The sequence below is a fragment of the Streptococcus cristatus genome (genome assembly GCF_001578775.1).
GTDB classification, from domain to species: domain Bacteria; phylum Bacillota; class Bacilli; order Lactobacillales; family Streptococcaceae; genus Streptococcus; species Streptococcus cristatus_A.
This window is the reverse complement of record NZ_KQ969062.1, coordinates 380518-401144: the sequence shown is the minus strand read 5'-3', so window position 1 is coordinate 401144 and position 20627 is coordinate 380518. Positions and strand designations below refer to the sequence as shown.

General features: G+C 44.1%; 22 protein-coding genes and 1 tRNA gene. 5 read left to right on the top strand and 18 right to left on the bottom strand.

Features of this window, described 5'->3' with window-relative positions; translation table 11 throughout:
* From SCRDD08_RS01970 to rsgA, 3 genes are read right to left on the bottom strand one after another with little or no spacing between them, the layout of a single operon-like run.
* A complete protein-coding gene (locus tag SCRDD08_RS01970; RefSeq protein ID WP_061422193.1) occupies positions 1-633 on the bottom strand; it encodes a thiamine diphosphokinase in 633 nt (210 codons plus the stop codon).
* Positions 626-1285, bottom strand: coding sequence for a ribulose-phosphate 3-epimerase (gene rpe, locus SCRDD08_RS01965; protein ID WP_048791945.1), 660 nt, complete (start codon positions 1283-1285; stop codon positions 626-628). Before rpe ends, SCRDD08_RS01970 begins: the two co-directional genes overlap by 8 nt.
* A gap of 14 nt (positions 1286-1299) precedes the next feature.
* A complete protein-coding gene (gene rsgA, locus SCRDD08_RS01960; protein WP_061422192.1) occupies positions 1300-2178 on the bottom strand; it encodes a ribosome small subunit-dependent GTPase A in 879 nt (292 codons plus the stop codon).
* 349 nt (positions 2179-2527) lie between these two features.
* Between rsgA and SCRDD08_RS01955 the strand changes: the two genes are divergently transcribed.
* Complete coding sequence (locus SCRDD08_RS01955; RefSeq protein WP_061422191.1) at positions 2528-3445, top strand: CPBP family intramembrane glutamic endopeptidase; 918 nt, start codon at positions 2528-2530, stop codon at positions 3443-3445.
* Between the two features lie 169 nt (positions 3446-3614).
* Positions 3615-3697, top strand: a tRNA-Leu gene (locus SCRDD08_RS01950).
* 117 nt (positions 3698-3814) lie between these two features.
* On the opposite strand, the gene rsmA is transcribed toward SCRDD08_RS01950, so the two are convergent.
* Genes rsmA through SCRDD08_RS01930 form a run of 4 tightly spaced genes read right to left on the bottom strand, consistent with a single transcriptional unit; the run spans position 3815 to position 6906 of the window.
* Positions 3815-4687, bottom strand: coding sequence for a 16S rRNA (adenine(1518)-N(6)/adenine(1519)-N(6))-dimethyltransferase RsmA (rsmA, locus tag SCRDD08_RS01945; RefSeq protein WP_061422190.1), 873 nt, complete (start codon positions 4685-4687; stop codon positions 3815-3817).
* Positions 4688-4707: 20 nt separating this feature from the next.
* Complete coding sequence (locus tag SCRDD08_RS01940; RefSeq protein ID WP_061422189.1) at positions 4708-5562, bottom strand: SDR family NAD(P)-dependent oxidoreductase; 855 nt, start codon at positions 5560-5562, stop codon at positions 4708-4710.
* 11 nt (positions 5563-5573) lie between these two features.
* The gene (gene rnmV / locus SCRDD08_RS01935) at positions 5574-6170 is read right to left on the bottom strand and encodes a ribonuclease M5 (protein ID WP_061422188.1); all 597 of its coding nucleotides are present in this window, start codon (positions 6168-6170) and stop codon (positions 5574-5576) included.
* Positions 6136-6906 (bottom strand): TatD family hydrolase, encoded by a 771-nt coding sequence (locus tag SCRDD08_RS01930; protein ID WP_061422187.1) that lies wholly within the window; start codon positions 6904-6906, stop codon positions 6136-6138. The genes rnmV and SCRDD08_RS01930 overlap by 35 nt, the downstream gene beginning before the upstream one ends.
* Before the next feature lie 235 nt (positions 6907-7141).
* Here SCRDD08_RS01930 and SCRDD08_RS01925 point away from each other — a divergent pair, with 235 nt between their 5' ends.
* The 3 genes from SCRDD08_RS01925 to SCRDD08_RS01915 are packed head-to-tail and all read left to right on the top strand — an operon-like array spanning position 7142 to position 9266.
* The gene (locus SCRDD08_RS01925; RefSeq protein WP_061422186.1) at positions 7142-7618 is read left to right on the top strand and encodes a DUF2975 domain-containing protein; all 477 of its coding nucleotides are present in this window, start codon (positions 7142-7144) and stop codon (positions 7616-7618) included.
* An 8-nt stretch (positions 7619-7626) separates the two neighbouring features.
* Positions 7627-7845, top strand: a complete 219-nt coding sequence (locus SCRDD08_RS01920; protein WP_061422185.1) for a helix-turn-helix domain-containing protein — start codon at positions 7627-7629, stop codon at positions 7843-7845.
* Positions 7846-7847: 2 nt separating this feature from the next.
* Positions 7848-9266: a DUF4153 domain-containing protein gene (locus tag SCRDD08_RS01915; protein WP_061422184.1), complete on the top strand. Its 1419-nt coding sequence runs from the start codon at positions 7848-7850 to the stop codon at positions 9264-9266.
* A 421-nt stretch (positions 9267-9687) separates the two neighbouring features.
* Here the strand turns inward: SCRDD08_RS01915 and rpmH are convergent, their stop codons facing one another.
* From rpmH to SCRDD08_RS01860, 11 genes are all read right to left on the bottom strand, one after another.
* Positions 9688-9822 carry a 50S ribosomal protein L34 gene (gene rpmH, locus SCRDD08_RS01910; RefSeq protein WP_000831905.1) on the bottom strand — a complete coding sequence of 45 codons (135 nt, stop codon included), beginning with the start codon at positions 9820-9822 and terminating at the stop codon, positions 9688-9690.
* Positions 9823-9961: 139 nt separating this feature from the next.
* Positions 9962-10594: a hypothetical protein gene (locus SCRDD08_RS01905; protein WP_061422183.1), complete on the bottom strand. Its 633-nt coding sequence runs from the start codon at positions 10592-10594 to the stop codon at positions 9962-9964.
* A 51-nt stretch (positions 10595-10645) separates the two neighbouring features.
* Positions 10646-11656, bottom strand: coding sequence for an RNA-binding cell elongation regulator Jag/EloR (jag, locus tag SCRDD08_RS01900; RefSeq protein WP_061422182.1), 1011 nt, complete (start codon positions 11654-11656; stop codon positions 10646-10648).
* 18 nt (positions 11657-11674) lie between these two features.
* Entirely contained in the window at positions 11675-12490 is an 816-nt protein-coding gene (locus SCRDD08_RS01895) for a YidC/Oxa1 family membrane protein insertase (protein ID WP_061422181.1), read from the bottom strand.
* Positions 12474-12833 (bottom strand): ribonuclease P protein component, encoded by a 360-nt coding sequence (gene rnpA, locus SCRDD08_RS01890; protein WP_061422180.1) that lies wholly within the window; start codon positions 12831-12833, stop codon positions 12474-12476. Before rnpA ends, SCRDD08_RS01895 begins: the two co-directional genes overlap by 17 nt.
* Positions 12834-13161: 328 nt before the next feature.
* Positions 13162-13803 (bottom strand): DUF6287 domain-containing protein, encoded by a 642-nt coding sequence (locus SCRDD08_RS01885; RefSeq protein WP_061422179.1) that lies wholly within the window; start codon positions 13801-13803, stop codon positions 13162-13164.
* A gap of 97 nt (positions 13804-13900) precedes the next feature.
* On the bottom strand, positions 13901-15358 hold the full coding sequence (gene gltX, locus SCRDD08_RS01880; RefSeq protein ID WP_061422178.1) for a glutamate--tRNA ligase: 1458 nt from the start codon (positions 15356-15358) through the stop codon (positions 13901-13903).
* A gap of 110 nt (positions 15359-15468) precedes the next feature.
* Positions 15469-16248: an alpha/beta hydrolase gene (locus SCRDD08_RS01875; protein WP_061422177.1), complete on the bottom strand. Its 780-nt coding sequence runs from the start codon at positions 16246-16248 to the stop codon at positions 15469-15471.
* Between the two features lie 159 nt (positions 16249-16407).
* Complete coding sequence (locus SCRDD08_RS01870) at positions 16408-18075, bottom strand: ribonuclease J (protein WP_061422176.1); 1668 nt, start codon at positions 18073-18075, stop codon at positions 16408-16410.
* Between the two features lie 443 nt (positions 18076-18518).
* On the bottom strand, positions 18519-19901 hold the full coding sequence (locus SCRDD08_RS01865) for a glycoside hydrolase family 1 protein (protein WP_061422175.1): 1383 nt from the start codon (positions 19899-19901) through the stop codon (positions 18519-18521).
* Positions 19902-20077: 176 nt separating this feature from the next.
* The coding region (locus SCRDD08_RS01860; RefSeq protein ID WP_155719780.1) for a TOBE domain-containing protein at positions 20078-20627 on the bottom strand (550 nt) is incomplete at its 5' end.

Below are 20627 nucleotides of genomic sequence, written 5' to 3'. Positions count from 1 at the left end.
TCAACTCCTATCTTTACTGTAAATAACAACCGTATAACCCCCGTCAAAGGATAAAAATACAGGTCTATCTATAAATTCGTTAGAAGCATAGACTTTTTTGAAGAAAAAATTCCTTTCATTTAAAGGATATTTAGCTCCTTCAATGGTCAGAGCCACATCCTCTGTCGGCAGAAAGGCCAGATAGTCCATGCCTTCCACCGGCTTGATTTCATGACGGCCAGAGGGCACATAGCGAATGCAATTCTGGGCATCTACTAAGATCAGCTGTTCCATATAGGGAGCGATTTTATCATTGCTGGGCAAGAAAACATTGGCCAGAGCATGGTCTAGACGACCGCCAAAGGCGCCGAAAATCGTCAGATAAGCATCTGGATAGCGCGCAAAGCAAGCCAGAACAGCCAATTCCAAGTCCGTATCATCCTTTTCAGGCTGAGCCTGAATGACTTCCTTGGCGCCAGCCTTTATGCGCAGCAATTCTTCGTCAGAGACAGAATCAAAATCACCAACCGCTAAATCTAGAGGCAAGCCCTGCTTTAGCAAATAAAAGGCACCACGATCAACTCCGACAAAAAGATCAAAATCCCGATTGACCGCAGTCAAATCACCGCCAGCAAACAGAGCAATCCTAGGCATCTAGCGCATCCCTCAAGGTCTGAACCTGATGGCTGACATCACCTTTGAAGACATAGCTACCTGCTACGAAAATATTGGCGCCAGCTTCTCTAGCCATCTGAATCGTCTTATCGTCAATCCCACCGTCCACTTCAATATCAAAGCTCAGCTGATTGGCCTCTCGCAGAGCGACCAGTTCACGAATCTTACCCATGGTTTCGGGCAGAAAAGCCTGACCGCCAAATCCTGGATTGACTGTCATAACTAGGACCTGGTCCACTAGATTCAAGACATTTTTAATCGCTTCAACCGGTGTTCCAGGATTGATAACCACACTAGGCTTGACGCCTGCCGCACGAATCTTCTGCAGAGCCCCATGAATATGCGGCGTCGCTTCTACATGGATGCTGATAATATCTGCACCTGCTCGAGCAAATTCCTCAATATGGTGCTCAGGATTGGACACCATGAGATGGCAATCAAAAACCATCTTGCTGTGGGGACGCATACTGGCCACGACACCAGCTCCAAAGCTGATATTAGGGACAAAATGGCCATCCATAACATCCAAATGGGCATACTCTGCTCCGCTAGCTTCTAGCTTTTTCAACTCTGTCTCAAAATTAGCATAATCCGCACTCAGAACAGAGGGAGCAATTTTAAATGTTTTCATGATAGTTCCTTTCTTTATTTAGGAAGTTTTTTAGCCGTCTTTTTATAAGTTTCACGACGATTTTCGATTTCACTGAGAAAGTGCAGGTAATTTTCAAAACGAAAAGCAGCAATTCGCTCGGCTTCTACGGCTGGTTTGACAGCACAAGCCGGCTCGTGCGTATGGGTACAAGTGCGGAACTTGCAGTCCCGACTGATTTCGGTAATTTCTGGAAAGGCGGCGTTCAGGTCTTCTGCCTTGTCTACTTCATAGTCTAAGGAAGAAAAGCCTGGAGTGTCCGCAATTTTTCCGCCATTTAGGTTATAAAAGCTAACCGCCCGTGTCGTATGACGCCCCCGCCCCAGACTTTCAGAAATTTCTCCTGTTTCTAATTGCAAGTCTGGTGCAATTTTATTGAGCAGGGTGGACTTCCCAACACCAGTCTGACCCATAAAAACAGTGACTTCCCCTGTCAGAAGCGGCAGTAACTTCTCAGTGGTTTTAACGACCTCATAGCCGATGGCCTGATAGGCCTGTACATAGACATCCAAGCTCTGCTCATCTTCAAGCAGGTCTAACTTGCTGATGTAGATAATAGGATGGATCCGTTTATGCTCTAAAAGCACCAAAAAACGATCCAAGAGATTGGCATTGAAGTCTGGCTCCTTGGCACTCATGATGACAACTGCCTGATCAATGTTGACAATAGGTGGCCGTACCAAACTATTTTTACGCTCGGCAATTTTTAAAATGTAGCCTTCAGAATCCTTGTCCGCTGAAAATTCGACATGGTCACCAACATAAGGCGTCTGACCTTTTTTGCGGAAATTTCCACGCGCTCTCGTCTGATACACCTGCCCACCTGACTCTACATAATAAAAGCCAGCCAAGGCTTTGATAATTATTCCTTGCAAGACTGCTCCTTTAAAGTTAATACAATTATTATATCAAAAAATGATTGATTTAGCTTGCCAGTTTGATAGTAAAGGCGGAAAATTATTTATCATAAAATTTTTTGGTAAAATAAAGATATGTTATTGCAAGCGCTTTCCGAAAGTATTATAATAGAGACGATGAATAGCAAATGGTTACTACCTCATTTGGGGAAAGGGGCAAGGCCGATTAGAAAGGAGAGTGAGCATTTAGAGGTTTCTTGTCCATCTGCTTTTTTACTGGAACATCCTACAACGCGAAAGTTCCTCTTATCCTAGAAGGAAGTTCTGACTACTTGGATGCTCCATGCTAGGTATAAGGAGGTTATTTATGAGCCTTTCATTTCTATCAAAGAGCAATCCGCTCATTTCCAACGTAAAAAAAGGGAAGTTTTTAACCCCTTGGTTTCTATCTCCCTTTATCCTCTACTACATCACCCAGTACATGTCTCCAATTAGGAAGGCCTCAACTGATTTCTTTTTAGACAAACAAAGTTGGATCCCAGACTGGTGGAATATTTTAGACCTTTTGTCTTTCCTTTACACTATCATTGCCTTCTTCCTTTGGGTCAGGTTCATTGAAAAGCGGCCGATACGGACCATGGGATTCTCCAAAGGAAATGGGCTATCAGAATTCGCAAAAGGTGTCTTGGTTGGTGCCATCATGATTACGACCGTTCTAGTAGTCTTCTTTATCACAGGAGATGCCAAATTTGAACGTATTCAGTTTAGTCTGCCTTTCCTTGTTTCTTGGATGTTAGTTCTCATCGGCTATATTTTGCAAACAGCTGCGGAAGAAATTTATATCCGCGGATGGTTGGTACCAATCATTTCTTATCACAAAAATGCCTATTTAGCGAGTCTGATTGCTTCAACCATGTTCTCTTATTTCCATTTGGACAATAACGGAGCATCTTGGCTTTCGACGCTTCACCTGTTTATTTTCGGCTTATTCACCGCTGTCTATGCCATGAAGCGTGGAAATATCTGGGGACCTTGTGGCTTCCACTTTGCTTGGAATTTCATTATGGGAAATGTGTATGGCTTCCACGTCAGCGGATATGATAGCGAGTCTTCCTTGATGTACTTCACAACTTCCAATCGTACCTTCATTACCGGCGGTCAATTCGGTCCCGAGGGAGGTATTCCGGGCTTGGTTGTCTTCATCTTGGCACTGTTATGGGCCATCTTTATCCTGAAAGATACTTCCAAGGAGCAAGGAGCTCTCTATCCGCAAGCTATCGAATAAATGAAAATACACTTGCAAACAATCACTGCTTAGACTTTGATAGCCGCTTTTAATTTCTACAATCAGCTTTCAAAATCCTCTATTTACCACTATTTCCCTGTGCCTGCCCCAGCCAAAACTTACCATTTTCTCTTGCCATTTTCAAAAAATATGTTATAATAAAAAGCAAGCGGAGGTGGTGGAACGGCAGACACGCATGCTTCAGGCGCATGTGCCCGTACGGGTGTGAGGGTTCAAATCCCTTCCTCCGCATCGAACAAGAACTCTTGTCCCAGTTGACAAGAGTTTTTCTTTTAAAAAATTATGAAATCTTCTTGAAATTTCTTTCAGAAAAACCAGCCCTTTTCAAAAAGAGCTGGTTTTCAAATCTTATAATCCTTGTTCTTTCAAGGCATCCGCCAGACGGGCAAAATCTGCCAAAGTCAAGGCTTCTCCCCGAACACTTGGAGACAATTCAGCTTGCTCTAAAGCAGCTGTTAACTTAACTTTAGTCTCCTCTGACTTGCCAAAATGACTGGTCAGATTATTCCAGAGCGTCTTGCGGCGGTGGACAAAACTAGCCTTGGAAACCTTGAAAAAGAATTTCTCGTCTTGGACTTCAACTGCAGGCTGGTCTCTGCGCACCATCTTGAGAATGGCCGAATCCACATTTGGCGCTGGCACAAAGACTGTCCGTGGCACGATAAAGGCAACCTTGGCCGTCATGTAATACTGGACCGCAATCGACAAACTGCCGTAAGCCTTGGTATTCGGCTGAGCCGAAATCCGATCCGCCACTTCCCTCTGCATCATCACGACAAACTCACTAAAAGGAATCCCGCTCTCAATCAAATGCATGAGAATCGGTGTCGTGATGTAGTAGGGCAGATTAGCTACTACCTTGATAGGCAGGTCTGGATTCTTAAACTCTGCTATGTACTGAGCCAGATCAACCTTGAGAATATCCTGATTGACCACTGTCACATTGTCAAAATCGCGCAGGGTATCCGCCAAAATCGGGACCAAACGGTCATCAATCTCAAAAGCCATGACCTCGGCGGCACTTTCCGCCAAAAATTCTGTCAATGCCCCAATTCCAGGCCCAATTTCAATGACATTGACATTTTTGTCAATCTCAGCTGTATCCACAATCTTCTGGAGGATATTGGTATCCGTCAGGAAATTCTGACCGAAAGATTTTTTAAAAGTGAAACCGTGACGCTCCAGAATGGCACGGGTCACACTATAATCTGCAATTCTCATTTTTTCTCTTTTCTAATTCGTTATTCGTTATCTTTTAAGGAGGTCATTTGCTCAAGCAAGATGTAGAGTTTTTCTTGCTCCTCTTCTTCATAAGCAGATCTATTTGCTTTTACTTCCCTGCATTTCTCGTCATACAAAAAGCCCTCATAGCCATCTTCTGTAGATAAAGCTGTATAGACTTTCGCCATTTCTTCAGGACTCATCGAAAATCTTGACTTAACTTTATACAGATTTTTCATAAAAGCGCTGAGGTGATCATAGCGGCGCATATTAACTTTGACATTAGTTACACGGATGGCCTGAACCTTGATACCTTTCCACTGTTTCCGGATATAAAGCGACAGCATCAACAAGGCCAGCTTATTTTGATAATAAGTCTTAGCAGGGCTGTAATGTTTTTGACCAGATAAATTTTCAAAATCAAGCTTCATGAAAGGATAAAGCACTAGCCCTTGGGAAGAAATATTAATAATCCGACCACTTTCTGACTTTTCTAACAAGCCTCTCAACAAGGTAGAAAGCAAGAAGGGAGCTACCACATTGGTTGCAAACTGCTTCTCCAAACCGTCTTTGGTCAGAATCGGCTTTTTGACCGATAAATCAAAATCGGCCGCATTGTTAATTAAAATATCTAAAGTCTCTTCCTTTTGGATATACTGTTCTACCGCTTTCTTGATACTCTCCAAATCAGATAAATCAGCCAAGATATAATCTACATGCGGATTTGCTGTTTGTTGACGGATTTTCTCACAAGCTTGCTCAGCAGCTTCTTTCCGTCTACAAAATAAAGTTACTGACCACTCTTTTTCAGCTAACTGTTTAGCAGCTTGGTAGCCAATACCACTATTGCCGCCTGTAATAATTACTTTTTTCATTTCTGACTCCGTTAGACCGAATACTTGAGCATGGCTTCTTCCACTTCCGCCAAAGTCACGCCAAACAGTTCCAAGCGTTTGAGTAGCTGTTTGCCATTGGAGTAGCCAATACGAAGCTCTTCCCCCAGATACTCTCGGCGCTGACGGCTGTCGCTTCCTAGGAGCAATCCCAGCCGCATGAGGTCATTCTTCGTCACATCAAAATCACTGCTTGACTCAAAATGGCTGGTTACCTCAGCGAGGGCTGTCTTTAAGTCTTCAAAGCTAGCATGCTCAATGCCTAGCGAGCGTCCTTTAGTCTTGGACTTGGGAGCTGCTTCGTCACGCTTGAGAAAGGCATGTTGGACTGCGGGAATTTCCGTCATGATCAAACGGCGAATCCGCTCGCCATTGAAATCAGGATCTGTAAAGACAATCACACCATGCAAGTCCTGTAGGCGACGAATCCGTTCAATATCCGCATCGCTAATGGCAGAACCTCTCGTTTCATAAGTCTCAACATCAAAATAGCGCTTGAGATTGGCCGTGTCATCACGCCCTTCCACAACGACCACTTGGGGGATTTTTATCTTTTCAGTCAAGCCCAAACACCTTCTTTGCATTTTCATAGGTCGCTTGAGCCACCTCCTCGACAGTCAGCCCACGCAGTTCCGCAATTTTTTCCACAACATAGCGAGTATAGGCTGTTTTGTTTTCTCGGCCACGCTTGGGAACAGGTGCCAAGTAAGGTGCATCCGTCTCGACGAGGATTTTGTCCAAAGGTAGGTTCTGCGCGGCTTCTTGAATATCCGTCGCTTTTTTAAAGGTGACGACTCCAGAAAAGGAGATCATCATCCCCAGCTCGATAAAGCGCTCTGCCATTTCCAAAGAGCCAGAATAAGAGTGCATGATACCGCCCCGAGGGCCTACACCCTCACTCTTGATAATCTCATAGGTGTCTTCTAAAGCGTCGCGCGTGTGGACGACAAAGGGCAGGTCTAACTCTTTCGACAACTGGATTTGTCGGCGAAATACTCGCTCTTGCACTTCCTTGGGTGCTGTCATCCAGTGATAATCCAGACCAATCTCACCCAGAGCCACCACTTTTGGATGACCAAGCTTGTCCAGTAGATAGGCTTCCACCGCCTCATCATAAGTCCCAGCCTCAGTCGGATGCCAGCCAATCGTAGCGTAAATCTGCTCATAATTGTCGGCCAACTCCAAGGCGCGCTCGATGGTCGGCCGGTCAAAACCGACAACATTCATATTGCTAACGCCCATTTCTGCAGCCAACCGAAGCTCTTCTGCCTCTCGACCAGCAAATTCTTCCACATTTAAATGCGTGTGTGTATCAAAAATTTTCATGCTTTACTTCCTTGTATTTCCTGTTCTTCATTATACCAAAAAAGTCAGATAAAGGGGCAAGAGCTTTACTTTCTCTCCGCCTACTTCAGCGGGTATTTGTTATTTTTTCAGCACCTATCAAAAATATTTTTACTGTTTTTTGATAATTTTTTATTATTTTTCGATATTTTGTTATTGATTATCGATATATTTTGTGATATAGTAAATAAAAATAGAAATTTATTTGGAGGAATCCATGTCAAAGACAAGACAAAAAACAGCTGAAGATATAAGCATTATGCTTACAAAAATCAGCCTCAGCATTTTATTTATTGCTTCCATTGTCCTGATAGCCATCGGACCTTGGGTGGTCAGCCTAGTCATTGAATTTCCCTCTCCTTTCTTTCAGGGAGAAAGTCGCTATTGGATATTGTTGCTCCTAGGCTATGTCTTGGGCTGCCTGGCTCTGACCTGTATCGTGCATCTCTATCGGCTCCTTAGCCGCATCGGGAAAAACCAGGTCTTTATCAGACAGAATGTACAGTATATGCGCTATCTGGGCTGGGAAGTTGGAATAGTCGCCCTCATTTCTTTCTTTATGGGCTTGACAGTCTATATGCCCATGCTCCTCGTAGCCGTTTCTTGCTGCATTTTAACCTTGATTATTCGGGTTATCCGCAATGCTTTTGGTAAGGCAATTGAGCTGCAAGAAGAAGTAGACTACACGATTTAGGAGGGACTATGATTCAGATTAATTTAGACCTTGTCATGGCTCAAAAACGGATTAGCGCTGGACGCTTAGCAGAATTGATTGACCTCACCCCTGCCAACTTGTCCATCTTGAAAAATAACCGAGCCAAGGCAATACGCTTTTCAACACTTAATGCCCTTTGTCGGGAATTGGACTGCCAACCCGGCGATATTCTTGAATATATCACAGATGAAATCGAGGAGGAATAAACATGGAAACACCATCACAAGAACAGATAACGGGGCAACCCTACCTTCCTTTTGAAAAAAACCAAGAACGAAAAAGCATCTTCACAGCTTTAAACATAAAGGAACTGAAGAATTTTAGAATCAGCTCTCTCATTCTCTATTTCTTGGCCTACTTTTATACAGTTGCCATCGACGGCAACAAAACCATTTACTTTTTTCCTATTGCGATTGGTCTGATTGGCCTGACCGAGTGGTTAGTAAGAAAAACGCCGAAAAGCTTGTCTCAAATCGAAAAGGATGCTTCTACTGGGCTCGAGTCCAAGCTTTTCCTGATTCTCAGTCTGACTCAGGCACTGGCACTCAGTATCTGGGGGTTTCATCCACAATTAGAGATTTTTCAGACTTTGGCTCTCCACATCTCCTTTTCTTTTTATATCCTGTCACGGACAGGATGGCTCAATCAAGGCCGCTTGGGGATCATGGTTTGGTACGATAGCATTCAAGCTTTTGTGATTCTACCTTTTAGAAACTTTTTCGCTGGTCTTCAAGTCTTTGCTCTGAGTGATAAGGCTTCAGATGCAACTACTGAAGACGGCGATTCTTCTAAAAAAGCACTCCAAAGTACGATGATCGCAAGCAGCCTTCTTATTGCTGGTACGCTTGTCTTCTTCGTTTGGTCACAACTCAGCCAAGTCTCTGATCGATTTGCTCTTTTCTTTAGTGATACAGCTGATGCCTTGCATCTTTTCTTTGACTTGATTTTTGCCAATCTTGATACAGACGCCATCGCTCTTCACCTCTTCTTGGCCCTACCTATCGGTCTCTATCTCTACAGTCTGATTGTTGGCAGCTTACTGAATCAAAAAGATATCAAAGTTACCTATCAAAGCTTCCAAAATAAAATTCAGCCACTGCGAATGTTTCCTGCTTTTACAGCCTATATCATCATCGGCAGCCTCTGCCTGACCTACACTCTCTTTTTCCTCGTTGGTTTAGGAGAATTAAGCGAACTCCTTAGTGCTGGTACGAGCCTCCAAACCATTTCTCCACAAAACGCCTCAACCGTTGCTGTTGCTGGTTTCTGGCAGCTTGTTCGTGTATCACTTCTAAATTTCGCTGTCCTAGCCGCCTTTTATTTGCTGGCTCAAAAACCTCTCTGGGACCAGAAAGGCACTCGTCTAGCCAGCGCTGTCCTCTTTATTTTCGCCTTTTTATTGGCCTTGCTTGCCGGCTGGAAACTCTTTGGCATCTACATCTATCTTTACGGTCCAACACCATTGCGCCTGATCTCCGCTTGGTTTATCCTCGTTCTACTGGTCTGGTGTATTCTGACCCTAATTCGTTTCTACAAGCCCATCCAAGCGATCCGAATCGGTATCTTCTACGCCCTTATTAGTTTCACGCTGCTCTGCTACCTCTATCCCCTGCTCTTAGCTGCTTGATAGAGAGCATACTTATATGCCAATATAATTATCAAAAAGAGGCTGGGACAAAAGTTCTAGCCTCTCAATTGTCTTTAGATTGTCGAGCAAGACGCAGTGGTTGAGTGGGCTCTACTACGCTGATTTCATCAGCTTTTACAGCCCTACTCAACTGTGCGGAGGTGGGACGACGAAATCGAATTCTAACGAATTACCGATTTCTGTCCCACTCTCTTTTCTTTTATTCAAACTAGATAAGATACACCTAGAAACCACCTAGACTAGCCCGTTTACCTTCCATTTCATGTAAAGTTCCTATTCTGCACGGACTCCTTCATAGCAATACTAGCCACCTTTAAACCATAGAAGCCTATTTATCAAGAACAATAGAAAAACCAGCGGTCTCGAGTCTCCACTGGTTTCTTTATGGTAATCGTTTGGATTATGCAGCCAAAACTTTGCGTCCTTTACGACGACGAGCTGCCAATACGCGACGACCGTTTTTAGTTGACATACGGTTACGGAATCCGTGTTTGCGCGCACGACGAAGTTTACTTGGTTGATAAGTACGTTTCACGATGAATACCTCCTCATAGATTTTGTATTCGTTTAGCCGGCTATAAAGTGATCAGTTACTAAACATACTTTACCATTCTATCTGATTCTCTCCTGTTTGTCAATAGTATTGGACGAATTGTTTCTTTTTGGAAACGAAATCATTCAAATCGTGTCGCTTCATAGAAGGGAATCAAGGCTGTCATAGCCTGCTCAAGCTCCGACAGAACTTGCTGCTTACTTGTAGCCTCAGAAAGGTTGACGTCATATTTGATCAAAACCTTGCGGACTAGCCCAGCAGCCACCTCCTGGCTTAGATGCTGCCTATTTGCCTCAGTAGCCTCGAAGCGTTGACTCACACCTTCTATCTGGGCAAAATAGTAAGCTGGCGGTTGAATGGGCAGATTCAATACCCGGTTTTGCTTGCTAAGACTATGCTCATCTTTCTTGCGCTCCATGAAACTCACCTCTAGCGAGACCCCAAAATCTTCTGCAGTTCCATACAAGCGCAGAGCGAACATGGGCTCTGTGATTTCTCCATAGCCTCTTAGATAATTCCAAAAATGTGGGCGTAAAATCTGAGCCTGATTCAGCCAATTACTGGTCCGCTCCAGACTCAGCTTAGGATAGAGAGTCTGAAAGTCTCGGACTAAGTTCGCAAACTCCTGCCGAGCAGCCTGACCTCTAGCTTTCAAATCCAACATTGTCTCTCGCAGTTCCCCGGCCTTATCCGGTGAAATGTATTTACTTCCTTGAACGGTTAAAAATGACTCAATAGCTGGAAAAAGTGACATAGAATTTTCTCCTTTCTGTATCTAAAAACCAGCTGAGCAGCTGGTTAAGATTTATTCCGAATCAATATCTACAACAACGTAGCGGTTAGGCTCATCGCCTTCTGAATAGCTAGTCACACCATCAATTCTTGAAATAATCCGATGGATGATTTTACGCTCACTATTGGACATAGGATCCGTATGCTGGCTGCGACGGTCTTCTAGAGCACGCTGAGCCAATTTTTGCGCATAGCTTTGTAAAACTTCTGCACGATGCTCCGCATAGTCATTCACGTTGATAGAAATGTAGAAACTCTTGGAATATTGATTGTAAAGATAATTCTGAGCCAACAGCTGCAAGGCTTTCAAGACTTTACCGTGGTAACCAATCACGCGCCCTGGCTCATTCGTATCGATTTGCATATTGATTGTTCGACGATTGTGGCTGCTAGAAAGAGTCGCTTCAACATCCATTTCATCCACAATCTTTTGCACATATGTGGTCACACTTGCGACAACTTCTTCAATATCACAATCATCCTCAATCTGGATACCCAAGTCAAAGAAGGACGACTCAGCTGTCTCTTGCTGACTAGGTGCCACCTCTGCTAAAGAGCTATCTTCCTCTGAGTCTTTCAGAGGCTGTGCTTCATCAACCGCTTGACTGGTCTTTAAGAAATCAATTGCACCTGTTTCTTCCAGAATGGTACTGGCGTCTTTATCGTTCTTAAGAATTTCAGCCTTGACTTTTTCTGAAACAGCTTCACCTTCGCCTTCGGCCTTCTTGATAGCTGTCACAGCTCGCCCTAAGTCGACTGTTGCTTCACTGACACTTTGTACCGGCTCGTTTTGTGCATTGATTTCCTCAGGAACTCCTTTTACCGCCTGTTGGTTGGCTTTGGCCACAGTCGTTTCAGCAATCGGCTCCACATCTACCTGCGCAGGCTTCTTGCCAAATAAACCGAGAAAACCTTTCTTTTCACGCGAAACAACGGTAATATGTGCTCTCATTCGTGGGATATCCAGCGTTTTTAGTCCATTTTGAATCGCTTCTTCAACACTTGCTCCTGTAAAAATAACCATCTGCAAGGGTCCTCCTTTTTACTTTTTCTTTTTCTGTGCTTTTTGAAGGGCACGTTTTTTCTTCATTTCCAATTGGCGCTCTGCCTTTGCCTTTGCTTCACGTTCAGCAATAATCTTAAAAGGATTGCTCAAAAGCAGGGTCTGACCGACTTGATAGGCGTTAGAAACTGTCCAGTAAAGAGCGACCCCACTCGCTGCATACACCGCAAAGAAGAAAATCAATACTGGCATCAGGTAGGTCATCACTGCCGTCCCACCATTTTTTTCTGGCAAGGCTTTATTGGATAGCCAAGTGCTAAAGAAAGTAAAGAGAGCAGCGAGAATAGGTAGGATAAAGGTCGGATCTGTTGTTCCTAGATTGAGCCAGAGGAAGTGACCTGTCTTTAGAAACTCAACTCGTGTCAGAGCTTGGAAAAGTGCCACAAGCACAGGCATTTGGATAAAGAGCGGAAGAAAAGCAGCATAGGGATTGACTCCCATTTCTTTATAAAGCTTGCTGGTTTCCTCTGCTAAAGCTGCTCTGCTATCCATATCTTTGCCCGGATATTTTTCCTGAAGTTTCTTGATATGAGGCTGAACTTCCTGCATCTTTCTAGATGAGGTCGTCTGAAATTGAAAGACTGGCAACAAGACTGTCCGAATAATCAACGTAAAGAGAATAATCCCGATCCCTGTACTTCCATTAAAGGACAAGAATTGAATCATCTCCGCAAAGAAATAAACTAATTTCTCCCAAAAATCACTTGAATTAGCAGTCACTTCGCTGGTGCCACAAGCTGTCAGAATGAGCAGCGAAGCCACTAAAAGAAATCCTATCTTACTCTTCTTTTTCACAAACAAATCCTTCCTGATAAATTTTTGAAACTTTTAAGACATGCAATAAATTTTGTTCCACTTGATGGTAGTCTAGAGTTTCAACTCCCTTGCGAGCAATAACAACAAAGTCATCCTTGGTCAAATCTGCCCGATGCTGAATCAAGACATGACGAATCTTTCTTTTGATACTATTACGAACAACTGCATTGCCCAGCTTTTTACTGACTGAAATCCCCACTCGAAAATGGCGCTGTTCTTTTTCTAATTTATAAACGACAAACTTTCGATTGGCAAAATTCTGCCCAGCTTTAAAAATCGCCTTGAAATCTTTTTCGCTCTTGACGCGATAGTTTTTTCTCAAAACTCAACTCCATCCACCAAAATTAACTCTATTATACCATATTTTCCCAAAAAGCCAATAAGGGCTAGGTGCGAGACGAACCCTCTTTTTGAATAGTTTTACCGAATGAAAGAAGGTGTTCGGAAAGAAGAGATCGGCAGTACAGCTCCAAAAAAGAGTCCGGGACAAAAGTCCTAGCCTCTCAATTGTCTTTGGATTGTCGAGCAAGACGCAGTGGTTGAGTGGACTCTATTACGCTGATTACATCAGCTTTTATAGCCCTACTCAACTGTGCGGAGGTGGGACGACGAAATCGAATTCTAACGAATTACCGATTTCTGTCCCACTCTCATTTTACACGGTAAAAAACGTCTGGGTGCTCTGAGATGCCTTGGGCAATGATGAAGCGATCTCGACTGCTATCAGTCGGATCCTGCCCACTAACAGTCTCTCCTGCTGGCAATTTTTTCCCTGCTGGAATAATAGACAAGGCAGCACCTGTAAGATTATGCCAACGAATATTTGTACGATAAATTCCGTTTTCATCCAGACCAGCGTAAACCAGCTCCAACTTGGCAACATCTGACACCAGTCCCTTGGCATCAAATGTATAAGTGACGCCATTGGCATCCTGCCAAGTACCAGCCATACTAGAAAAGTCCCCAGAAGCAATGGCCTGCATATCTAAATTAGAGGTTGCGGCAGGCTCTTTTTCCACCTTGCTTTCTGACTTAGCAGAAGACTCCTTAGTTGCTGGCTCCGAAGGCTCCTGACTGCTAGAGATAGAAGTGTCCGAACTAGTTGTTTCGGTAGAAAGCTCTGTCGAACTTTTGCGCGTCTCAGACTTTTTGGAAGAAGCCGAGCTGGTCGAGGTCGAGCTAACTTTGAAACTGTTAGAAGGCGAAGTCGGCTGGTCTTTCTTTTGACCACAAGCCACTAACACAGACGATGCCACCAGAGTTCCAGCCAAGAGAATCATCCATTTTTTCATCTTTAGCACCTCGCAATATTTTCCTGTTCTTGTAACATTATTGTAACATAAATACAGCTTTTTAGAAAGCATAAACCAGCTCGAAAGCTGGTTTATCTTATTGAATTTTTTTCAACATATTGTCGATATGCTGGATAGATTTTTCACGTCCTAATAGATAAATGGTATCTGGTAATTCTGGACCGTGCATTTCACCTGAAACAGCGATACGAATTGGCATGAAAAGATTCTTGCCCTTGATACCTGTTTCTTTTTGGACGGCTTTGATTTGTGGGAAGATGTTTTCTGTCACAAATTCTTCATCTGTCATTGCTTCCAGTTTTGCTTTGAAAGCTTCCAACACCACAGGAACAGTTTCACCGGCCATCACTTCTTTCTCTGCTTCCGTCAATTCTGGGAAATCTGAGAAGAAAAGGTCTGTCAATGGCACAATCTCATCTACTGACTTCATTTGTGGCTTGTAGAGTTCTACCATTTTTTCAGCCTTGTCGGTCAAGCGTCCTGCTTCTTCTAAGTATGGTTTGGCCATTTCAAAGATAGTAGCAAGTTCTGCTCTCTTGATGTAGTCGTTGCTCATCCAGTCTAGTTTCTTCTGGTCGAAGGCTGCTGGAGACTTGCTGAGGCGGTTTTCATCAAAGAGTTTAATCAATTCCTCACGTGAGAAAATTTCATCTTCGCCACCTGGGTTCCAACCAAGAAGAGCGATAAAGTTAAAGACTGCTTCTGGCAGGTAACCTTTTTTACGATAATCTTCGATAAACTGGAGGGTATTGGTATCGCGTTTGGATAATTTTTTACCAGTTTCAGAGTTGATAATCAGGGTCATGTGACCAAACTCTGGTGCTTCCCAACCAAGCGCCTCATAAACCATGAGCTGTTTTGGTGTATTGGCAATATGGTCGTCACCACGGATAACATGGGAAATTTGCATGTCGTGATCATCGATGACAACGGCAAAGTTGTAAGTTGGATAACCGTCTTTCTTTTGGATCACCCAGTCGCCACCGATATTGCCACCTTCGAACTCAATGTCGCCCTTGACCATGTCCGTCCACTTGTAGATACCAGCTTCATTGACAGCCAGACGAACCGTTGGAATGATACCCGCTGCTTCGCGCTCTGCGATGTAAGCTGCTTTCTCCTCTTCGCTCATGCCAAGGTATTCGTTAATGTAGCGAGGTGTTTCACCAGCTGCTTCTTGGCGCTCGCGCTCAGCAGCCAATTCTTCTTCTGTAACGTAAGATTTGTAGGCCTTGCCTTCAGCTAGCAATTGGTCGATGTATTTTTGATACAATTCCAAACGCTCTGATTGGCGATAGTTCTCATGAGTTTCTGGACTTTCATCCCAGTCCATGCCCAACCAACGAAGGTTTTCAAGCTGTGAACGTTCACCATCCTCAACATGGCGCTTGCGGTCAGTATCTTCGATACGGATGATAAATGTTCCGCCATGATGACGAGCATAAAGGTAGTTAAAGAGCGCCGTCCGCGCATTTCCGATGTGTAAAAGTCCAGTTGGACTTGGTGCATAACGCACTCGAATATCTTTTGTCAATTTTCGATCTCCTATTGGGAATAGCAGGAATGTCTCGCTCCTGCTTTCGTATTCAAACGTTATTATTATATCACATTCTCGACCCAGAATCTGCTGAATCGTATGATTTTTTAAGACAGTCTTTCTTCGAGGACAAAATCAATCGGCAGCCAAGCTAAGACCCGCTCCAATTGCTTTTCCCAGTAGTACCATTCGTGCTTACCAGGACTGTGACTATAGCTAATATCCAGACCTAGCTTTTTCAAATTTTCCACGGCATGGTTATTGGCCGCATAGAGGAAATCCTCCTCGCCGCACCAAGCCCAAAACTTAGTTTTGCCATCCGACTGCTTGGCCAAAGTTTCCAGCGAATAAGGGCTGCTGGTCCAGTCCTCCAAATCACCAAAAATACCACGCCAGTATGCCGGCTTAGCTAGGTCAGTATCGTCTGGATGCCGATCGTGAAAGCTGAGTGCCCCAGACAAACTAGCTGCATAAGAAAAACGATTAGTCTTAAGCGCCAGCATAAAAGAGCCATAGCCACCCATGGACAAGCCAACAATAAAGTTTTTCTCCCGCTTGTCAGACATATTGGGGAAAAAGCGTTTGAGCACCCGTGGCAGCTCCTCAGCGATAGCTTCATAGTAATGATAGCCATACTGGGTATCAGTGTACCAGCCATTGTTGGTATTTGGCATCACAATAATCAAGTTAGTCGAGCGAACGAGGCGCTCAATATTTGAGCGTTTGAGCCAACTATTGTGGTTGCCACTCATACCATGAAGCAGATACAAGACAGGAATATCTGTATCATCTGGTTCGTCCACGCGCGACGCATCTGGATAAAGGACATTGACTCCCCACTCCATCTCCAAGGCTTCTGAATAATATTCTATCTGCATCACTGCCATCTTTTTTCTCCTCTTGTAAAAACTACTGTTCTTGGCTAGGCGTCACCGTTAGCCACTCTCTGAAATCAAATCCTGTTCTGCGACCGCCAAAAGATAAGAAAAAGCCGATATTCGACTTTCTCTCTGCAAAATACTGGGAAAGCTCTTCCCTCGAATAATCTAGCGAACTTCCATGACAACCGGAAGAATAGCCGGTCGGCGCTTGGTTTGCTCAAAGAGGAACTTAGCCAAACTATCACGGACTGTTCCCTTAAGCTCGCCCCAGTCAAAGTTATCCTGAGCCAGATAGTCTTCCACTGTCTTATTGATCAGGTCAGTGCTCTCCCGCAGGATGTCACGGCTCTTCTTGACATAGACAAACCCGCGAGTATGAACCTTGGCTTTGGAAATGATTTTCTTCTCCTTACGATTGACCGTGAGCGCCACGATAAAGATACCGTCTTCTGACAGAACCTTACGGTCACGCAGGACGATATTGCCCACATCACCGATGGCATTTCCATCAATCATGACATCGCCTGCTGACACTGCTCCAGCTGGCACAAAGTCGCCATTTTCGTAGGACATGATGCTACCACGCTTCGGTATCAAGATATTTTCTGGTAAAATCCCGACTTCCATGGCTGCCTTAGCATGGGCGTCCAGACCACGGTATTCTCCCTGAATCGGGAAGAGATACTTGGGTTGCAATAAATTGAGCATGAGCTGCAAGTCACGCGCATTGGCATGGCCAGATACACGCAAGTTTTGGGTGATCAGCTTAACCACGCCACCAGCTTGGTAAATCATATTTTCCACACGCGCTACGACTGCTTCCTTGGCAATAGATGGCGTTGTAACGATGTAAACCAAGTCTCCGTCTTTGATTTCTACATAACGGTGACGACCAATGGACATCTTGCGCAGACCATTAATAGGCTCGCCCATCCGACCCGTCTCCAGGATAATCAGCTCGTGGTCCTCAAACTTAGACATTTCCTTAGGCTTGATCAACAGGCGCTCATCTGCCAAGGATAATTTCTTGAGGCGGATAGCCGTACGGACGATATTTTCAATATCAAAACCTGTCAAAACGACGCGACGACCTGTTTCTGCCGCAGCTTCAAAGACCTGCTGGATCCGAGACAGGTTGCTGGCAACCGCTGCTACGATGACACGGCCATCCCAATCAGAAATCGTGTCCGTGATCTCACGGCCAACCTCGCTCTCACTAGCTACTTGCACAGTACTATCAGCGTTGGCTGAATCGCTTAGCAAAGCTAGAACGCCCTCACGGCCAATCTCAGCCAAACGGCCAAAATCTGTCGCATAAGATTCGCTGGCAGATTGGTCAAACTTGAAATCTCCTGTATAAACAATATTGCCTTCACGCGTCTTGACAACGATTCCCAGACTCTCTGGAATCGAGTGGGTCGTCCGGAAGAAAGAGACAACCGTTTCGCCAAACTCAATCTCGGTATTTTCATCGATAACATGAAAATCATTGAACTTCTTAACAGCATCATTGTTTTTGACAAAGAGCTTAGCTAGCTCAATCGTCAACTCCGAACCGAAAACCGGTACCTTGGCTTCTGTCAAAAGATAGGGCAGTGCACCGATGGCATCCGCATGACCGTGGGTCAGAAAGACACCCGCAATTCGGTCTTTATTTTCAAACAAATAGTCCATGTTGGGAATGACTACATCTACTCCCAACTGCTCATTTTCTGGGTACTTGAGCCCAGCATCCAATACAAAAATGGAATCATCCACTTCGGCGACATAGAGATTTTTCCCATTCTCACGAACGCCGCCCAAAGTAATCAGCTTAATCGTGCTTTTACTCATTTTTACTCCTATCGATTTTAGAATCTCCTTTATCAAAGATTCCTTGATTTTATTACTAACGGTCCTTGGCAAGCCAAGTCGAATTACAGTTTTGCAAACAGAGTTTGCACATCTTAGTCATTATAGCATTTTTTCACGTTTTTTTCAAAACAAAGGAAACCTATAGAATGAGCGACAAATCTAAGGATAGTAGTTTGATACAGCAAGTTTCTGGCCACTTCTTTCTTCCTGATGTAACATGCGAAGAAAGGCATCCTCCCAGTTTCATTTTAGAAGACAGCTTTTAGAAACTAGATCTACTCACAAGATAAAAAATAATAGAACCTAGTCTGAGATTAGATTCTATTATCCGAGCAAGATACCCTAAGCTGATCTCCTGAAATCGATCAGAAGAATAGTTGGGAAGCTGTCCTATCTTATATAGGCTAAATGGATGAACAGACTTACTCAAAGCCATTGTTTTGACTCAACTCTTTGAACCAGTGCCCTGATTTTTTGATAGTCCGTTCTTGGGTTTCTAGATTGAGCTCAATCAAGCCGTAGCGGTTCTTATAGCTATTGAGCCAAGACCAGCAATCGATAAAGGTCCACATGAGATAGCCTGTACAGTTGGCCCCGTCCTGAATGGCACGATAGAGCTGGCGCAGATGGCCTTTAACAAAGTCTATCCGGTAATCGTCTTGAATCATACCATTTTCACGGAATTTCTCTTCACCCTCGACACCCATACCATTTTCCGTCAGCATCCACTCAATATTGCCGTAGTTCTCCTTGATATTCTGTGCAATATCGTAGATTCCTTGTTCATAGATTTCCCAGCCACGGTGAGGGTTAATCTTGCGACCAAGCATGACATAAGGCTCATAGAAATGATCTGGCAGAAGCGGTGACTCTGGATGCTTCGAATACTTAGGCGCTGCAACCCGCAGAGGCTGATAATAATTGACACCCAAAAAGTCGACCGTATTTTCCCGAATAGCTTGCAACTGCTCCTCAGTCGTAGCTGGTAAAAGATCGTGCTCACGCAAAAGATCGACCAGCTCTGCTGGATAATGCCCCAAAACAGATGGATCCAAGAAAGACTTGGCTTGGAATAGCTCGGCAATGCGAGCCGCCTTCAAGTCCGCCGGATGCTGGCTGCGTGGATAAGCAGGTGTCAGATTCAGGATAATACCGATTTTGTAGTCTGCTCCAACCTCATGACAGGCTTTCACTGCTAAAGAACTAGCTAGCTGGGTATGATAAGCCACCTTAACCGCAGCCCGAGCGTCCACTTTATTAGGATAATGTCCATCGTAGAAATAGCCAAACTCAACTGGTACGATAGGCTCGTTAAAGGTCACCCACTGATCCACCAAGTCACCGTAGCTTTCAAAGCAAAAACGAGCATAATCTACATAAGCATGGACTGTATCCAAGCTTTCCCAACCTTCTTGCGCTTCCTGCAAGGCAAAGGGCAGGTCAAAATGATACAGATTGACAATCAAGTGAATGCCCTTAGACTTGATTCTTTCAAAAACCTTGCGGTAGAAGTCAACACCGACTTGATTGACCGGACCACGACCATCTGGAAAAATCCGTGACCATTGGATAGACGTCCGAAAGGCTGTGTGGCCTGTTTCGACTAAAAGATCGATATCTTGCTCCCAATTTTCATAAAAAGTAGATGCCTTGGCAGGGCCAATTTCGTTATAGAAACGATGGGCTTCTTGGCTAAACCAGTAGTCCCAAAGGTTGTCTCCCTTTCCATCTCCTGAAATCCGACCTTCTGTTTGCGGACCAGATGTAGAAGAGCCCCAGACGAAACCTTTTGGAAATTGAATCATATTTTATTTACCTCTCGATTTATCTTTACACTTCATTATATAAAGACCTTCTGCAAAAAGAAAGCAACAGTCTATTCAAATTTTTCTACTGATTAAAGACATTTTTGATTTGGAAAACTTAAAGTTCATTCAAAAAACGCAGACAAATCTGTCTACGTTTCATTATTTTTACTGAGTTAATAAACGGTTTTCTCTGTTTCGAAATCAAAGAAATGCGCCTTGTTCAGGTCAAAACCAAGGTCAATTCCAGCACCTGTTTCTGAGTAGTCACGAGCATCTACACGCGCGATAAACTCACTGTCACCAACTTGACAGTAAAGGTGAGACTCAGAACCCAAAAGCTCAGAGACAGAGATGGTCGCATGAACCACAGAGTCTGGGAAGGTCTCTAAGAAGGCAGGCTCTGTATTAATGTCTTCTGGACGAATACCAAAGATCAACTTCTTGCCGTCATAACCCTTCTCACGCAGAACCTTCAGTGCTCCTTCTGGCACGGTCAAACGCAATCCAGAAGCAACGATTTCATTCCCCTCAAGTGTTACGGTGATAAAGTTCATGGCTGGGCTGCCAATGAAGCCTGCCACAAACTTGTTGACTGGATTTCTGTAAACTTCCTGTGGACTACCGATTTGTTCTACTCGACCAATCGTTCCAGTTCCAGCAGGGTTCTTGGTTGCTGACATGATAACAATCCGGTCAGCCAGCGTCATTGCTTCTGTCTGGTCA

Coding starts and splice junctions, on each gene's coding strand:
- rnmV (WP_061422188.1), bottom strand. CDS start 6,170: ATGAAAATGCAAAGAAGGTGTTTGGGCTTGACTGAAAAGATAAAAATC.
- rpe (WP_048791945.1), bottom strand. CDS start 1,285: ATGAAAACATTTAAAATTGCTCCCTCTGTTCTGAGTGCGGATTATGCT.
- jag (WP_061422182.1), bottom strand. CDS start 11,656: ATGGTTATTTTTACAGGAGCAAGTGTTGAAGAAGCGATTCAAAATGGA.
- SCRDD08_RS01870 (WP_061422176.1), bottom strand. CDS start 18,075: ATGAGTAAAAGCACGATTAAGCTGATTACTTTGGGCGGCGTTCGTGAG.
- SCRDD08_RS01875 (WP_061422177.1), bottom strand. CDS start 16,248: ATGGCAGTGATGCAGATAGAATATTATTCAGAAGCCTTGGAGATGGAG.
- SCRDD08_RS01920 (WP_061422185.1), top strand. CDS start 7,627: ATGATTCAGATTAATTTAGACCTTGTCATGGCTCAAAAACGGATTAGC.
- SCRDD08_RS01925 (WP_061422186.1), top strand. CDS start 7,142: ATGTCAAAGACAAGACAAAAAACAGCTGAAGATATAAGCATTATGCTT.
- SCRDD08_RS01885 (WP_061422179.1), bottom strand. CDS start 13,803: ATGAAAAAATGGATGATTCTCTTGGCTGGAACTCTGGTGGCATCGTCT.
- SCRDD08_RS01940 (WP_061422189.1), bottom strand. CDS start 5,562: ATGAAAAAAGTAATTATTACAGGCGGCAATAGTGGTATTGGCTACCAA.
- SCRDD08_RS01905 (WP_061422183.1), bottom strand. CDS start 10,594: ATGTCACTTTTTCCAGCTATTGAGTCATTTTTAACCGTTCAAGGAAGT.
- SCRDD08_RS01955 (WP_061422191.1), top strand. CDS start 2,528: ATGAGCCTTTCATTTCTATCAAAGAGCAATCCGCTCATTTCCAACGTA.
- SCRDD08_RS01970 (WP_061422193.1), bottom strand. CDS start 633: ATGCCTAGGATTGCTCTGTTTGCTGGCGGTGATTTGACTGCGGTCAAT.
- SCRDD08_RS01930 (WP_061422187.1), bottom strand. CDS start 6,906: ATGAAAATTTTTGATACACACACGCATTTAAATGTGGAAGAATTTGCT.
- SCRDD08_RS01915 (WP_061422184.1), top strand. CDS start 7,848: ATGGAAACACCATCACAAGAACAGATAACGGGGCAACCCTACCTTCCT.
- rsmA (WP_061422190.1), bottom strand. CDS start 4,687: ATGAGAATTGCAGATTATAGTGTGACCCGTGCCATTCTGGAGCGTCAC.
- SCRDD08_RS01865 (WP_061422175.1), bottom strand. CDS start 19,901: ATGATTCAATTTCCAAAAGGTTTCGTCTGGGGCTCTTCTACATCTGGT.